Origin of the sequence: Candidatus Epulonipiscium viviparus (assembly GCF_000171335.1) — a bacterium.
GTDB classification, from domain to species: Bacteria; Bacillota; Clostridia; order Lachnospirales; family Cellulosilyticaceae; genus Epulonipiscioides; species Epulonipiscioides viviparus.
Genome location: NZ_ABEQ01000068.3, coordinates 1 through 18,210 on the forward strand (window position 1 = coordinate 1; position 18,210 = coordinate 18,210).

The 18,210-nt window shown below is 39.7% G+C and carries 7 protein-coding genes; all 7 read right to left on the minus strand.

The features are described from left to right. Positions 1 to 6,061, minus strand: a 6,061-nt coding sequence (locus tag EPU_RS12190) for a chitobiase/beta-hexosaminidase C-terminal domain-containing protein (RefSeq protein ID WP_044149984.1), incomplete at its 3' end; no start/stop codon positions are given. Between the two features lie 159 nt (positions 6,062 to 6,220). Then, a complete protein-coding gene (locus tag EPU_RS09460; RefSeq protein WP_029488310.1) occupies positions 6,221 to 8,617 on the minus strand; it encodes a hypothetical protein in 2,397 nt (798 codons plus the stop codon). Positions 8,618 to 8,638: 21 nt separating this feature from the next. Next, a complete protein-coding gene (locus EPU_RS09465) occupies positions 8,639 to 10,789 on the minus strand; it encodes a right-handed parallel beta-helix repeat-containing protein (RefSeq protein WP_029488311.1) in 2,151 nt (716 codons plus the stop codon). Between the two features lie 1,527 nt (positions 10,790 to 12,316). Then, entirely contained in the window at positions 12,317 to 13,996 is a 1,680-nt protein-coding gene (locus EPU_RS09470; protein ID WP_029488312.1) for an extracellular solute-binding protein, read from the minus strand. Between the two features lie 37 nt (positions 13,997 to 14,033). Then, the gene (locus tag EPU_RS09475; protein WP_044149987.1) at positions 14,034 to 14,945 is read right to left on the minus strand and encodes a carbohydrate ABC transporter permease; all 912 of its coding nucleotides are present in this window, start codon (positions 14,943 to 14,945) and stop codon (positions 14,034 to 14,036) included. A gap of 15 nt (positions 14,946 to 14,960) precedes the next feature. Further along, positions 14,961 to 15,935, minus strand: a complete 975-nt coding sequence (locus EPU_RS09480) for an ABC transporter permease (protein WP_029488314.1) — start codon at positions 15,933 to 15,935, stop codon at positions 14,961 to 14,963. Positions 15,936 to 16,095: 160 nt separating this feature from the next. Next, the coding region (locus EPU_RS12195; protein ID WP_207634961.1) for a helix-turn-helix domain-containing protein at positions 16,096 to 18,210 on the minus strand (2,115 nt) is incomplete at its 5' end.

Below are 18,210 nucleotides of genomic sequence, written 5' to 3' on the forward strand. Positions count from 1 at the left end.
ATTTACTTGCAACGCCATTGCCAACGCTATCCAAAAACGGATCTCTCAAATCCACAGTTATATTGCGCGCTACGCTAGACTTCGCATCAAAAATAAGTGTGTACATCTCCCCTGATTCCGCATCTACATAATCATCCTGTTCCAATGCCACTACCCAATCAATTCCTCCCGAAATCCCAATATCTACTACCCCTTCTCCTTCTATAGCCGAGAGGTTTCCTTCAAATATATCAAAATTATTCATCGTCCATCCATTAGTGCCATCTGCAAAGTCCCCATTCACTACAAAATTTGTACCACTCACTTCAGGCTTAGAATAAATTCTTTGTACTACCGACACATCCTCATACCCTGCCGCCGTCACTGTAATACTATAATCTCCCACAACCTCAAATACTCTATCATCCAATATAAGCGTATTCTCAGTCATTTCATAGGCTGCAGCTTTTGCACTTGTCGCACCAGGCGGGGTTATCATAACAGAGCTAATTTCTCTGCCCCAAGCTTTTCCGCCATTATGCGTTAGCGCTATGCTTGCGCCGATGTAGTTTCCTTTTTCCACAGCCTTTAGCTCAACTATTTTCGGTTTTGCCGTATCTGGAATCGCGACATTTCCTGGTAGTAGCTTAATATTATCCAGCGTTACTTTACTGCCGCTAACCTCCGGACCTCCCAACAAAAATCTTGGCGTTAGAACTGAAACAGTTGGAGTAAACAGTACTTTATAAGTGTCCATAACATTTGTGATTCTCACATTTTCTGCRAACTGCCCCTCTGCGGGAGTTCCCCCCTCTTGAAAGTCAACTACAATATTTCTGCCCTTACTCGCCTTTGCGTCAAAGAGCAACGTATACTCCGAATTGGGATTGAGTTCCACAGGAGYCGTCTGCGCCAATGCTACAACCCACGAAGTTCCACCCGCATTAGCAATATCAATCTCTGCCTCCTCCGCATCATTTCTACTTAAAGTTCCTTCAAAAATGTCATAATTAKYCATAACCCATCCTGCTATATCAGTTGCAAAGTCGCCGTTTACTATCAAATTATCAGATGGCAACGGAGGTGGCGGTGTTATATCCCCATCTGCTGCAACTATTTTGATGTTATCCATCGTTACGGTATGTGTCGTAAGCGGTGTTCCCTCAACATTTCCTAGCAAAAAATTTAGTTTCATACTCGCTCCACTAGTTGGTGTAAAAGTTATCGTATACGTCGCCATTTCTGTGGTGATATCAATCGTCTCATTAAACGTACCTTCAACTTTAATCGGCCTCGCTTCCGAACTCTTTGCATCAAAYGTCAACGTATATTTTTTTCCTGCAGCTACATCGATGCCCTCTTGRAATAATTGCGTATGCCAAAACTCTCCCGCCTTGGTGTTATCGATTTCCAATACCATTTCACCTGCAACAACTGGAGCTGGCGGATGTACAGAGTCGTTCGTAGACTTCCAGGTRTGCCAATTCCCCTCAGTTGGTGCAAAGAAGTCGCCATTTTCCACTAAATTTCCAGATGGCAACGGAGGTGGCGGTGTTATATCCCCATCTGCTGCAACTACTTTGATGTTATCCATCGTTACGGTATGTGTCGTAAGCGGTGTTCCCTCAACATTTCCTAGCAAAAAATTTAGTTTCATACTTACTCCACTAGTTGGTGTAAAAGTTATCGTATACGTCGCCATTTCTGTGGTGATATCAATCGTCTCATTAAACGTACCTTCAACTTTAATCGGCCTTGCTTCCGAACTCTTTGCATCAAATGTCAACGTATATTTTTTTCCTGCAGCTACATCGATGCCCTCTTGAAATAATTGCGTATGCCAAAACTCTCCCGCATTGGTGTTATCGATTTCCAATACCATTTCACCTGCAACAACTGGAGCTGGTGGATGTACAGAGTCGTTTGTAGACTTCCAGGTGTGCCAATTCCCCTCAGTTGGTGCAAAGAAGTCGCCATTTTCCACTAAATTTCCAGTTTCAGCAGTATCAAATCTCACTGCCTCCACCATAGCCTTAGATGCTACACCCTTCGCAGATACGGCAATGGCCGAAATTACTGTATCTTCCACAATTACAATGGGCTCTTCATATGCTGTTGCAATATCCAAATAGTTATCTTCAGTAGGTTTTGTACCATCTGTGGTGTAATATATCGTTGCTCCATCTGCCGGAGCCTCAAACGTAATTACCTTCGTATCGCCCTGATTTACGACGCTCTCAATTTTTGGAGCTGCAGGTTTCTCGAATCCCTCGCCTATCTCATACACTCGCACATAGTCCACCTTCATTTCTGCTGCGGTAAAATCCTCGCCTGGTCTAGTGCCGCCATCATAATTTCCGCCCACTGCTAAGTTTAGTAAAATATAAAATTCCTTATCAAACGGAGCGGGAAATTTATATGCCTCGCCAGTTGCGGGATCTATCGCTTCCGTATACCATTCAGTTTCTGTGTGATACAAGTTGCCATCTACATACCAGTTTATCTCCTCTGGATGCCATTCTATTGCATAAACATGTTTGGTCGACAGATCTTCCCCATTTGGAAAAGTGTAATGACCGCCAGAATATTTATTTTTCGGCCAGCTACCTCCGTAATGAATGGTGCCATCAACTTTATGCGGCTCTCGCCCTCTTGCTTCGACGATATCGATCTCCCCTCCTGATGCCCAAGTTCCATACTCGTCAGTTGCAGGCAACATCCAAAATGCTGGCCACATCCCGTCTCCTGCCGGCAGAGTAATTGCGGCTTCAATGCGACCATACAAATTGGAAAATCCTTCAAATTCTGTTGCCGTATTTTCTTGTGCAGCAGGGTTGGTCCACAGCCTCGATGATGTATAACTCATCCCATCCTTGGCTTCTTTTTTAGCGGTAATAACTAGCTCACCATTTACAACTTGCGTATTTTCCTCTGTATAAAATTGTAGTTCATTGTTCCCCCAATTGGCTGGACCGCCGTTTTCCGCCGCCGTACCAATTTGAAATGCCCATTTCGAAGCATCTACTTTCTCTCCGTCAAATTCATCTGCCCAAACCAATTTCCATTTAGCATCAGTGATCACATATTCTGCCGTCATAACCGCTGATGCTTCCATCCCACTTTTTGTTGCAATAGCCTTGAGCGTCGTCGTTGTTGAAACAGTTATCGGCCCCGTATATTTTTTCGATGATGTAGTTGGCGTTGTCCCGTCGGTTGTGTAATAGATCTGCGCATCTGCCGTAGCCGTCGATAACTCAACACTCTGTGCCGTAGTATATTCTCCAGCTGCGATACTCACCTTTGGCATTTCCGCTTTAGCTATAGAAATTACATATTTTGCCGTCATAACTGATGATGCTTCCATCCCACTTTTTGTTGCAATAGCCTTGAGCGTCGTCGTTGTTGAAACAGTTATCGGCCCCGTATATTTTTTCGATGATGCATTTGGCGTTGTCCCATCCGTTGTATAATATATTTGCGCATCTGCCGTAGCCGTCGACAACTCAACACTCTGTGCCGTAGTATATTCCCCAGCTGCGATGCTAACTTTTGGCATTTCCGCTTTAGCTATAGAAATTACATATTCTGCCGTCATAACTGATGATGCTTCCATCCCACTTTTTGTTGCAATGGCCTTGAGCGTCGTCGTTGTTGAAACAGTTATCGGCCCCATATATTTTTTCGATGATGCAGTTGGCGTTGTCCCATCAGTTGTGTAATATATTTGCGCATCTGCCGTAGCCGTCGATAACTCGATGCTCTGTGCCGTAGTATATTCCCCAGCTGCGATACTCACCTTTGGCATTTCCGCTCTAGCTATAGAAATTACATATTCTGCCGTCATAACCGCTGATGCTTCCATCCCACTTTTTGTTGCAATAGCCTTGAGCGTCGTCGTTGTTGAAACAGTTATCGGCCCCGCATATTTTTTCGATGATGTAGTTGGCGTTGTCCCGTCGGTTGTGTAATAGATCTGCGCATCTGCCGTAGCCGTCGATAACTCGATACTCTGTGCCGTAGTATATTCTCCAGCTGCGATACTCACCTTTGGCATTTCCGCTCTAGCTATAGAAATTACATATTCTGCCGTCATAACCGCTGATGCTTCCATCCCACTTTTTGTTGCAATGGCCTTGAGCGTCGTCGTTGTTGAAACAGTTATCGGCCCCGTATATTTTTTCGATGATGTAGTTGGCGTTGTCCCGTCGGTTGTGTAATAGATCTGCGCATCTGCCGTAGCCGTCGATAACTCGATACTCTGTGCCGTAGTATATTCTCCAGCTGCGATACTCACCTTTGGCATTTCCGCTTTAGCTATAGAAATTACATATTCTGCCGTCATAACCGCTGATGCTTCCATCCCACTTTTTGTTGCAATAGCCTTGAGCGTCGTCGTTGTTGAAACAGTTATCGGCCCCGTATATTTTTTCGATGATGTAGTTGGCGTTGTCCCGTCCGTTGTGTAATATATTTGCGCACCTGCCGTAGCCGTCGATAACTCGATACTCTGTGCCGTAGTATATTCTCCAGCTGCGATGCTAACTTTTGGCATTTCCGCTTTAGCTATAGAAATTACATATTCTGCCGTCATAACCGCTGATGCTTCCATCCCACTTTTTGTTGCAATAGCCTTGAGCGTCGTCGTTGTTGAAACAGTTATCGGCCCCGTATATTTTTTCGATGATGYAGTTGGCGTTGTCCCATCAGTTGTGTAATATATTCTTGCACCGCTGGTGGATGTCTTTAGTTCTACCGTCTGCGTTCCAGTGTAATTTCCTTCATCAATATCTGTGTAYGGACGCTTAACCTTCTCTTTGGAGCTACTTCCCGAATTATTACTCGAACTGCTACTCGAACTGCTAACAACAACTTGTGGCTTATCGCCAATAATTGATTTATGCTCCAGATATGTATTGTGTTCAGTGATTCTAGCCATCTGCAATTCATCTTGCAATTCTTTTGGAAGCATAGGCTGTGTTTGTAAAACTTCTGTAATCCACTCTTCCCATTCCGATGAATAGTCTCGCGCATACTCTCTTGCCTCTTTTTCGGTATATTCATTATTCTTCATCGAGACACTCTCCGCCGTTATAGCAATCCAGTTGGGTACAAAACCAATCTTTACACCTTTTGCTTCCACAAGAGCATCTCTTACCTTTATCTCACCCGCCACTGTTCCTGCACTCTTAAAYTGYAAATTGGTAATTTTTGTATTTGCATCTCCCGTAATATTCACGTTCCCATCATATTTGTCCACTACCATTTCAGCCATTTTGCARTTCTTAAGCACAATCGGCTTATCACCGCCTCCATTTATAAATACTGTCCCTAGAACTGTCACCCCTTCAAGAGTTACATCTCCTGCTCCTATKCCTTCATTTATATATAAGTTACCTCGTATYGTTGTATTTTTTAATGTCACATTAGTACAATTTATCACCACGCTCGAATCCACATACCCTTCCACGTACTCACCAGGCCTATTAATTATTTTTTCCGAAACCTTAGATACCATTGTAATAAACTCCGCTCTAGTTATATTTGTCCATGGCCGCATTGTCCCATCCGGAAATCCTGAAATATATCCATTAGATATCATCGCATTAACACTTTTCTTTGCCCATTCACTTATCATATGCGAATCCACAAACATCGCGGCCATATTACTCGTATCGATTTCATACGCATTTGCTATAGCATACATTGCTTCCTCTCTCGATATTAACTGATTTGGTCGAAACTCTGTACCGTAATCATTCATTATCCCCTCTGCCGCAACTGCATATATAGCATAACTTCTGGGTTCATAAGCTCCTACATCAGTATACTTTTTTTCCGCTGAATATGGAGGCAAGCCAAATATATTTTGTATATACATAGCGAACTCACCTCTTGTCATAAATTCATTAGGCTTAAACGTGTTATCTGCATATCCAAACACAACACCCATATCCGAGAATTCATCGATCTCTTTTTTGGCCCAATGACTTTGGGTATCAATAAATTCTACTGCAGAAACTGGGGGCGCTCCAATTGCAATGCTCATCAATATTGCCACTGCTGCTCTAATATTTATTTCCATATTTTACGCTCCTTTTATACATTATTTGGATAAATTTTATTATAGCATAGAAATTTTCGTTAAAGGAGTCAATATTTTTGCATAATAGTATATTATTTTTACTATATTTAACACAATCAAAAAAGAGCCCCACGCATCTCTGCGCGAAGCTCAATATTTTTATTCGGCAACAAAAGTCCAAACTGAACCCTCTACCACTTCATCATCCACTATGCTATCAACCCTCCAGGCATAGCTCTTTCCTGCAACTAATCCTTCTGCGACATAAATATTATTCGACTGCCTTGCCACCTCCGACATACTGCTTGCATCTGCCCCGAAGTAGACCACATTCTCTGTCGCACCGTATGCCTCCTTCCACATTAAATCTGCTCTTCCAACTTCATATCCCTGAGAAACTATCGGCACTGTTGCTTGCTCATCCATATATCCTGGTATCCAATATGAATCAGAATCCATGTGATACGCTCCTATGTGTACATCTCCCGCATATGCAGGATCAATAAATGGCAACGCGTTTTCTCCCACGCTATTCGCATCTATTCTCTTTGCTTTTCCTCGCAACTCTCCCGTTGGTCTAAAATCCAAATTCTCTGGATCTCTTAATAATGTAGCAGGGTCGCCATCGTAGTTATTGCTCATCAATGTTGCTGTATTCAAAGGCTCTATCTTCGAAAAATGATCCGACAGTATTCCTGCATTATTGTAGATCCACGTATTCTCATTAAAGCCGCCCATCTTGTGATCATCGAGAACCGTAATTCCTATCGCCTCTGCCGCATTTGAATCTATAATTGTATTGCCTATTACATAATGCTCGGCACCCTTCACTTTCACTTGCCCCACATTCCAGGTAACGTTGTTTGCCATAGTTCCATTTTTATCATACTTCACAGTTGCTGCGTTCCCCATATTGGCAGAGTCAAATCTCATGCTCGACTTTGGCGCATCATGAATCCAGTTGTATCGAATTTGTACTCCATCTTGTACACTTGCTCCTATATTTATCAGCGACCCATCATGCTGAATTAGACTCATATTGGACAGATCATTATACATAATACTGGCACTCTTTCCGGCTCGTATGCCTTCCGAATTTCCCGCCGTGTGAACTGTATTATTGTGAAATACCGCGTAGTCCGAGTTAATCAAATTTACTGTACCCTCCGCACCAGTGCCTATATTTGTATAATCAATATGGTGCATTAGATTGTTCTCTACCACGTTATATCTTCCAGACATTTCCAAAACCGGACCATCCATATATGCGAATTCACAGTTTCTAACCGTATTATGCGTTTCTATTGCAGGGTTCTCTAGCAATATCGCTGGCGTCACTAGCATGTTTAATACTTCCGGTCTTTCATAAATATCCAATACAAGTTTGTTATAGCTTGGATACAAAAACTCTGAATTTTCTATTGTAATGTGATTTGAATCTGTGGCTTTCAACGTTGTTCCGAAGTAATCAATCCCCGCCACTGTGATATACGCACAGTCAGACATATCTAGAAGATACGACTGCGCCTTTGCAGAAAATTCTTCAGTTGGTGGTCCATCTTCACTGTACACATAAATCTTTTTGCTATCTTTATCAAAATACCACTCGTCTTCATGATCTAAACACATTAACCCTTCAAAGAARTAGTTTCCTTGCTCCATAGTCAAATTTTTATGAATCCAGTTGTTAGAACCCTTTCCATCTTTCCCTGCCCAAGTTTTTGCATTGTTTGCCATTGATGTACCCGATCCACTAAAGTCTGTGTTAAATTTAAAATTATCGCTTCCTACTTCATGCTCAGTTACTTCATTTGCCCATGAAAGCCACGACCCCATATGCAATACTACATTAGCGCCTTCTAAACTATATCCCAGATCTGCTATACCCACATCGTTTATTCCTGGCCTTGCATAGCCATAGGCAACGTGGCTGCCTTCGTCTTCTCCATCTGCAGTGACTCCCGTCTGATTCGCATCATAAAAATGTCCAAACGATGAAATAAACTTGCCATCAACATCTTTGGCAGAACTTAGATGCCGCGTCGACTCTAGTACGTTAAATATATACCCTATGTCATCGTCTTGTTCCCAGCTAGCATTTGGAAATCTGGCAGTGGTCACCATTTTTTCGTCCCTAAACAATTGCCACACGTCTCTGTCCATTTCAACTTCATAAACATTATCCATTCCTGCCGTTTTCGTCCAATTACTAGGCACATCCACTGTTCCATAAAACGTTACCGCTTCGTCTTCATAATTTGTAATAGTAATAGGATTTTCTGCCGATCCCTTCAATCCTTCGATTACCACAGAGTCAACAGGATAATACTCGCCCTCTCGAATATAAATCGTAGAAATTGCGCCTCCGCTAGCAACCACTCTATCCACCGCCGCTTGCAATGATGCCAACGGTGCTGAAATGTCACCTGCTGCACTGTCCGATCCTGTTGTTGCAACAAATACGGCATTCTCTGCCGCAGATACATTCATTTGAGTTACACCAAATGTCGCTGCCGCCACCAATACAAATCCTAATGCTTTAGTCCAAATTTTCATATAAACTCCTCCTTCTATACTTTACCACCAGTTATACTGTTTCTTGCTCTCATCTTTTCCTCGATCATATTCATCGTCCATCTCTCCCGCATATTCCAATGCACGTAGTCTATCTGGATATTCTGCCGTTAGCCCCATCACAGAGACATCGATTTGATTTATGCCTTCTATTTTCGCTGCAAACGAAAAATCATGGTGCACAATATCCTTAAAAATTGGATCAACRTTTTTGCTATTGATCTCGTTATTTTCTTCGAAATGCTYTTTCACACTTCCACTCTTACAAAAGATGACGTTATTTTCTAGATTGCAATGYTCTGGCAAAGATGCGCCATCTGAAACCAGATACCCTTTGCCAAAAACCTGCATCTCATCGCCGCTATCATAAATAATATTGCCTACAATATCGGAGCCATAGCATGCCTTTTCGCCTGGATATGATGCAAAACGAATGTACCCGTTTTTGCAATTGGCATCGATAATAAAATTGTTCCTKATGTGGTTAAAATTYTTRCGAGTTATTCCAGATATATTAGTTTTGTATATTACATTATTTTCCATGATAGTTCCGCGTTGCCAATCATCAGTTCTCATAACACTACTCGAAAGGTAGGTTGAAATATGATGTACAAAGTTGTTTCGTATTATGTTCCCATCGCCCGCTCCAGAAACGTTAATGGCGGAGCCGTCGCCGATTTTTTCTAATACCTTATAAACTTCATTAAACTCCACCACATTATTTCTTGCATGTAAATACGGCAARTAGCTRTCTAGCTCRTCATCTGCGGCCACAAACGTTTTYTCGATCTCTGCCCATCTTATAGTTTTTGATGCTTCATCGAACGTATGCTCCGGATGCTTCAATATCGTAACCCGCACTCCACACAGCCCAATCCCTTTTCTAGCAGAATGATGTATCTTATTGTGYGAAATCAAATTGCTACCGCTTTGCCATACAAATATCGCATGCCCATGCCATATCTCTTCTCCGCATCGTGTAATTAGGTTGTTTGCAATAATATTGTTGCAGTTGACATCCTTGGTTCCTGGGCCGTATCCGCAAAGCAAGATCCCCATATTTCCTATGCCATCTAGCAGATTATTCTTTATCACTATCTTCTGGCAATGCAAATCCAACCTTATCGCTGTTGCGCTTGTTGAATGTATGTAACATTCTGTTAATGAGCACTCTTCGGCTCCTCTAAATCTTATTAGCGAATTGGTCTTATCGAACATCTCCCAATCGTGCTGTATTCCCCATCCTTTATAACCTGCTGCAGTTGTATCTCGCTTTCCAAACGCAAATTCTAAACCTTTAAAATGTAAATTTCTTACTGGCGTATCTTCTGCTCCCTCATAATCTGTATCTCCATAAATCAAAAAGTAACATTGAACTGTCGGTACCTTTATGTCCATTCCAGCAGGGTCGCCAAAATAGTATATCTCCCGTTTTTTTGAATTCGTGCAGAAAAACCCTTCCCTGTTCATATAGCTAATATCGTTCTCCACACGCATTCCGTCGGGTTTTGCACCAACCGGAGTCGTTGCCTCTATCGCTAATATTGCAACGCCATCTCCAACTGCCGCGACCGGGAGAAGATTCATCGTCCATGGCACTGGCATAAACCGTAACTCCACATCCTCCATATTTTCTCTTGCTTGTAAAAAGTCACCTTCAAATTTTACTTTTCTTAGTAAACTTTTATCCTCATATGCGGCAATGTTTAGGCTATCCATCCTTTGATACTCCATTCGCTCTTGCTGTACCATCTCGCTATGGCATCTTTCCAAACTTTCGTTGCCATCAAAGAGCGTTAATACTTCATCAACTCCATCTGGAAAGCCAGCCTTATAAACTTTGCCTACCGCACAGGCTGGTAAGCCCTCCAAATTCTCTGCCAATATCCAGCCCCCCACTGCTTTTGCGGAAGAAAATATAGGCACCTCATCTTCATAGGCCATATAAGTCACCTTTTTATCTGCGTTCCCTCCATCTGCAACAGTAAACATGATTGTCTGTGTAACCTCATATACGCCTCCACGAATAACTACATTCACTTCTCCCGCAGAAATTTTTCGTACTCGTTTTTTCGCCTCCTCCATTGTCGCTATCGGAGACTCAAGAGTTCCTAAATTTGCGTCATCGCCATCGGTTGCCAAATAAATATTCATACAATCCTCCTTTACCAAATCAGCCATAAAGTTACTTTAACCAGCTTAGAATTTACTTTAAGTCGCAATAATTGGTTAATTTAACCAATTAAACCTTCTACTTTAACTATAAAACTTAGTTCCTTTAACTATCTTAAAATTTACTTTAAGTCGCGACTCTCGGTTACTTTAACCAATCAAATATTTTGCTCCAATTATCAGATCTTAGCCACTTTAACTAGCCTAGAATTTACTTTAAGTAGCAACAATTGGTTACTTTAACCAATTAAACCTTCTACTTTAACTATAAAATTTAGTTCCTTTAACTAACCAAATTATCTATTCACTTATTTTATTCCGACATCGCCATACTGCGCTTTATACGATTCATTTATGATTTCCTCTAATCTGTCAACACCCATATTCTCTATCATTTTAATATGGTCATCCCACTTATCAAATTTTCAAATATATTTCTAATCCTGCTGTTATATCCACGAACTCATTCATATCATCCTCGCTTATTGCAGCAGGAAGCAAAAACCTTTCTTCATTCGCTGATGCATGCTTTTCCTTCGATTCATCATATAACTTTTGCTCTATATCTAAACCTTCTACTTTAAGTATAAAATTTAGCTGCTTTAACCAGCCTAGAATTTACTTTAAGTCGCAATAATTGGTTAATTTAACCAATTAACCTTTCTACTTTAACTATAAAACTTAGTTCCTTTAACTAACCAAATTATCTGTTCGCTTATTTTATTCCGACATCGCCATACTGCGCTTTATACGATTCATTTATGATTTCCTCTAATCTGTCAATACCCATATTTTAATATGGTCATCCCACTTATCAAATTTTCAAATATGTTTCTAATCCTGCTGTTATATCCACGAACTCATTCATATCATCCTCACTTATTGCAGCAGGAAGCAAAAACCTTTCTTCATTCGCTGATGCATGCTTTTCCTTCGATTCATCATATAGCTTTTGCTCTATATCTAAACCTTCTACTTTAACTATAAAACTTAGCTGCTTTAACCAGCCTAGAATTTACTTTAAGTCGCAACAATTGGTTAATTTAACCAATTAACCTTTCTACTTTAACTATAAAACTTAGTTCCTTTAACTAACCAAATTATCTGTTCGCTTATTTTATTCCGACATCGCCATACTGCGCTTTATACGATTCATTTATGATTTCCTCTAATCTATCAACACCCATATTTTAATATGGTCATCCCACTTATCAAATTTTCAAATATGTTTCTAATCCTGCTGTTATATCCACGAACTCATTCATATCATCCTCGCTTATTGCAGCAGGAAGTAAAAACTTTTCTTCATTCGCTGATGCATGCTTTTCCTTCGATTCATCATATAGCTTTTGCTCTATATCTAAACCTTCTACTTTAAGTATAAAACTTAGCTGCTTTAACCAGCCTAGAATTTACTTTAAGTAGCAACAATTGGTTAATTTAACCAATTAACCTTTCTACTTTAACTATAAAACTTAGTTCCTTTAACTAACCAAATTATCTGTTCGCTTATTTTATTCCGATATCGCCATACTGCGCTTTATACGATTCATTTATGATTTCCTCTAATCTGTCAACACCCATATTCTCTATCATTTTAATATGGTCATCCCACTTATCAAATTCTCGCGTTCCCATTATAAATTCCGGAATTACTTGCGACAAATATGTTTCTAATCCTGCTGTTATATCCACAAACTCATTCATATCATCCTCGCTTATTGCAACAGGAAGCAAAAACCTTTCTTCATTCGCTGGTGCATACTTTTCCTTCGATTCATCATATAACTTTTGCTCTATATCTAAATCACCCCCGATTGCCATYTGCCCATTTCTAAAGTCATCCATAAGATTTAGAGGCGCWATTTTTGCCCAATTTTCATTTTGCACTTTCCCAAATGAGTTAATTCTCTCATACACAGCCATCTGACCGTTTAATCCAAGTTTTGCCGGATCGTTATTATACTTCCAATCCACACCTTCTTTTCCCATCGAAGATTCTAACGTCCCTTGCTTTGACATCAGATAGTCTGCTAACCTCACCGCTGCCGCAACATTTGTACACTCGTGCGTTATGATATAGCGCCCTAGCATCGGCGATAGAGGCACATATCTCGTATACTTCTCTCCGCTTGGCCCCTCCAACGGCGCAAGTGCCGTCCACTCCATCTGATTTTCCACTCCATTTACACCTGCTCCAGGTGCTCCCGCAGTAATCACTCCCACATAATTCGCTTCGTTTCCTGTTAGCGTTTTCAATTGCTTCTGATCTTGCGTAAATGAAACTGGGTCTAGCARTCCCTCTTCTACTAACTCATTCATATACTGCAATCCTTGCTTATACGCATCTTTGTCGAAAGCAACTTCGATTTTGCCATCCACCACTGTAAACGAGATTTCTTCTGCTATATTTCCATCAAATTCATAGTATGGAATAAACGCCGACATCACAAATGGCAATACATTAGTTGACCACCCAGTTGCGGCCCCCACAAACGGAATCTCATCTTTCTTCCCATTGCCATTGGGGTCATTATCTCTTATTGCGATTAATAGCTCCTTAAAATCATCTGTTGTTACCGGCAATTCCATATCTAATGCTTCGAGATAATCTTCTCTAATCCAAGCCTTTTCTTGAAACTTAACGTGATAGGTTTCTTCTATACCCGAGATAGCATACAATTGATCATCCGGAGTTTTTGATACTGCYTCAAATATCTCTGACGAGTCAAATACATCTACTATATTTGGCGCATACTCTTCAAGATAGGGCTCAATATTTACAAACAAGCCCTGATCTTTTCCAAAAACCATCTGCTGCGACATATTAACATCAAACCCCAAGAAAATGTCTGGCAACTCGCTCCCTGTTGCAAGCATAACATTCAATTTTTCTCCCGCACTAGTTTGAGAGACCACTTGCCACTCGATATTTATGCCCGTYTTCTCCTCCAGATGTTTCGTAAATGCATTTGTGGTAATATCTTCCACTGTTGCTTGCTGTGCAACCATAATTTTCAGYGTAATCGGCTCCTTTACTATAGGAAACACCCCTGCAGGATTCACGTTTTCATCGATATTCATAATTGTAATCTGCTCGCTCTTTTCTTCTTCTCCAGATTCTCCAGAACACCCCGCAAATGATAATAGCATAACCATACTCAATCCAACTAATAATTTTCTCTTCATAATAATCATCTCCATTTCTATCGTTTCGCTAAATCACTTAACCTTTTACCGCTCCAGTCATTACSCCTCGAACAAAATATTTTTGCGCAAATGGGAATAAACACATTACTGGCACGCTTGATACCACTATAATTGCATACTTGAGAAGCTCTGACATCCCCTGTACTGCGTTCATTGTTTCTGGATCCAACGGCATTACAGACGGATCGATTGTATTTAACGTTAGTATTTCTCTTAAAACTAGTTGCAGTGGATATTTTGAGCTRTCATTTAGATAAATTAGGCTGTTGAAAAACTCATTCCAATAGTCCACAAACGTAAATAATGCTATAACTGCCAAAATCGATTTAGACAACGGCATAATAATTTGCCACATAATTTTATACTCTGTTGCACCGTCAATTTTTGCCGCTTCRATCAACTCCGAGCCTATAGTTTGCATATAAAATGTTCTTGCCAAAATTACGTTTCTTACTGGCAACAGCCCCAAAATAATTACAGCCATTCTTGATCCTACCAACCCCAAGTTTTGCATCAGTAAATAGGTTGGTATCATTCCTGCGCTAAACATCATTGTGAATGTTAGGAGAAACGTGATTTGTTTTCTCCCAAACAAACTTTTTCGAGAAATTGGGTATGCTATCATCAGCGTTAAAAATACGTTTAGAACAGTTCCTGTTATTGCAATAAATATTGTATTTGCATAGCCACTCCAGATGTCTTTATACTCAAAAACTGCTTTATATGCTTCAAGCGAAAAGTCCACTGGCAAAAAAATTACTTGGCCGTTGGATACCGCATCTGGCGAACTAAACGACGCGCTCACTACATATATCAACGGRTATATCGCCACCACTGCCGCGCATAGCATAATAAAATAGACCATAAATACAAAAACTCTGTCTTCAAAACTTAATCCCTTTTTAAAAATGCTCGAAAAACTATTCATTCTATTTCCCCCTTTCTACCACAACGAACTATTGCCAACTTTTTTGGCTATCTTATTTACCGTTACTAACAGGATAAAATTTATTACACTTGTAAATAATCCAATCGCAGCAGAATATGAAAAATTTGGTATCTGCGCCGCTAAWCCTATYTTATACGCATACGTTTGAATTACTTCTGAATTTGATATATTCATGCCATTTTGTAATAGCAAAATCTTTTGGAATCCAACTTGTAGTAAGCGCCCCACGTCCATTATTAACATTGTTATAATCATAGGCAATATTCCCATTAGATCTATATGCCTCACGATATTAAACTTGGATGCCCCATCAATCGCTGCAGCTTCATACAGCTCTGTATCGATGCTGCTTAGTGCAGATAAATATATAATCGTTCCCCAGCCTACGTTTTGCCATACACCGCTCCATACATATATAGAAGAGAACATTTCTGGCATCCCTATAAAATCTTTTTGTTCAAAACCCAGTGCCTCAATTCCTATATTGATTAATCCCGTTCTCGGGGCCAACAATTGTAAAATGATTCCGCACATCACCACTACCGAAATGAAGTGTGGTGCGTATGTAATCAGCTGTACCATTTTTTTAAATTTTCCGTTTCTGGCCGAGTTCAAAACTAATGCAAAACATATAGCCAGAGGAAATGCCACTATCAACTGATATAAACTTAGCGTAATTGTATTTTTTATGATATCCCAAAAGTTATAGCTACTTACAAATCGCATTATATTTTCCATTCCAGTCCACGCGCTGCCCCATATCCCATCTATTGCCCGATAATCTTTGAACGCTATTTGCAAGCCATACATCGGAACGTATCGAATTACTATAAAGAAAAGTAGCGGCACAGCCATAATCATATATAAAGGTATACTTTCTTTAAATTGTTTTTTCCAATGCTTATTGTATTTTTGCTTATTGCATTTTTTAGATGCTTTCGATTTTAAACTCAATTTTACTTCATTCATATATTTTCCCCCTCGCTATTTGTAATTTTTATTATATAGAATCTCGATATGTTTACAAGAAACAGTTTTTGTATTTTGGTTAAAAATAGAGTGTTTCGGGAGATAACACAAAAAAAAGATACACTATTTAACCAAATTTTAAATAATGTATCCCGATTTTTTATTTTTCTTTTCTAATTTGACTTGGAGTTTTTCCAGTATCAGCTTTAAGTTTTCGTCTCAAACTCGAGACATTGTCATACCCTACTTTTGCACTAATTTCTTCTATAGTCATCGATGTTTCCCTAAGGAGCTCCACCATCTTTTCCTTACGAACTTGCCATACATATTCGGACAGATTTATCCCGGCACTTTTTTTATAGACATAGCTTAGGTATGCACTTGTCACTGCCAGCTCTGCCGCAAAAGCAGAGATCGAAAAATTACTATCATGATAATTTGCCTTCACATAATTATTAATACTCTCCACACTTATGATAATCGCAGTATTTTCGTTCTCTAGTTTGCCTACTATATCATATAGGAGCGTTTTTATTTGTTCCTTGGTCAGCTCATACTCTCCGTGGCGCACCAATTCTAGTAAAATCACATAATTATCCTTATACTGCTCATAACTTACGCCTTCCTTATATATGCTCTTAAAGATTATCGTCGTTACTTCTGTTAGCATACATTTGCTATAAAACTCTGGCAACTCTTTCTGATCCAGCATCTGCAGTAGCGAACCTAAGGTTGTCCTTATTTCTGCAAAATTTTTTGTCTCAAATAATATCTCCAATTTTGACAAGATTTCATATCCCAGCGGATTCATCTTCTTCTTTTTCTTCTCATCAAACTGCATCACCTGGTTTCTAGAAAACAAATCCGGAGTTATCATCTTAACGCTTGCAAAAAGGCTGGTCATGTCGTTATACTCACTTGAACCGCAACTAATTGCAATCTTACATTCAAACAGTTGACAGACTTCTTCTAGTAAATTTAGCATCACCGCATTTTTCTCTTGTATATCAGTAGTAAAATCTATCAGAAACATCTGGTTGTGCATCGTGTTATCTATTCTAAAGCAGATATTGTCCGCCCCCAAGCTTTCTGTCAAATAATTCAAAATCTGATTTGACGTCGTGATCTTAAAAACGTTTGCAATAAAGAATGTATGCGCTATAGACTTATCAAACAACCGCTCGATTTGCTCTTCATTGTTATAATATAGCTCTTCTTTTTGCACAATGTTGCCCAAAATGTAATGTTGCATAGCCGTCTTATACGCTTCAATTTTATATTTAAGCCGTACCTTATCTGTCTGCTCCGACTCTATAACCTCATCAATAATGTCCAAATAATTTTTATGCTTCAAATCTTGATTCGAAATTTTTCTCGTYAATTTATATAGCGGCAAGTATGTTGCYCTAAATATATAGCCAAGAAAGAGCAGAGTTATTCCTCCAAAACATAGCAAGGTGAGATTAATCTGCCTAAATATATCTTTTTGCGTTTCCAACAGTCTGCTATTAGTAGTTGCAGCAAAAACGTCATAGAGCCCATTTCCGCCAAAGTACAAATACTCTCCTTCCGCTTCTTCTGCGCCCACACTAAATAAGACTTCGTCAGTTACGGCATTGACGAGCCCTATTCGATCAAATTCATTCTCTAACGCAAAGTAGCGTTGTAGCTCCTCTGGATCTATAGCAAAAATCACTTTATAATTATTCGATACCGTGCTTGGAGCCACAAATAGATGATTTTGTACGCTAAATATATCCAAAACCTGATTTGGGCTCATCTGCTGTTTGCTTAAAACGATATCTTCTCCCTCGGGCACAGTAATAATATACTCACCATTTTCTATGCGCGCGGCATAAACATTAGATAGCGCCTGAGTATTTCGATTATCTATAAATATGATATCCTCTATCAAAAAATTTTCCTTTTGCTTTATCGAGAGCTCTTTTAACAAAGCGTATCGATTTGCATTGCTATTCTCAAGCCCTAGCAAAACGGCAGATACGCCCTCGACTATAGAATTATTAATTTGTTGCAGCTGATTTAGCTGCGTCTCTATTACATTTTGCAGATTAATGACCTCGTGGTAATTATTATCGTGTACTTGTTTTAGTATGTCTTCTTTAATCAATCGATCATAGATAATTCGATTTCCAATAATAAAAATGAAGAATAAAATTGTATATAGCATAAGATATTGAAATAATGTAGATTTTAATACATCCTTCTTTCTAATTTCCACAACATCACCTCCCAAAATTTTTATATAACCACA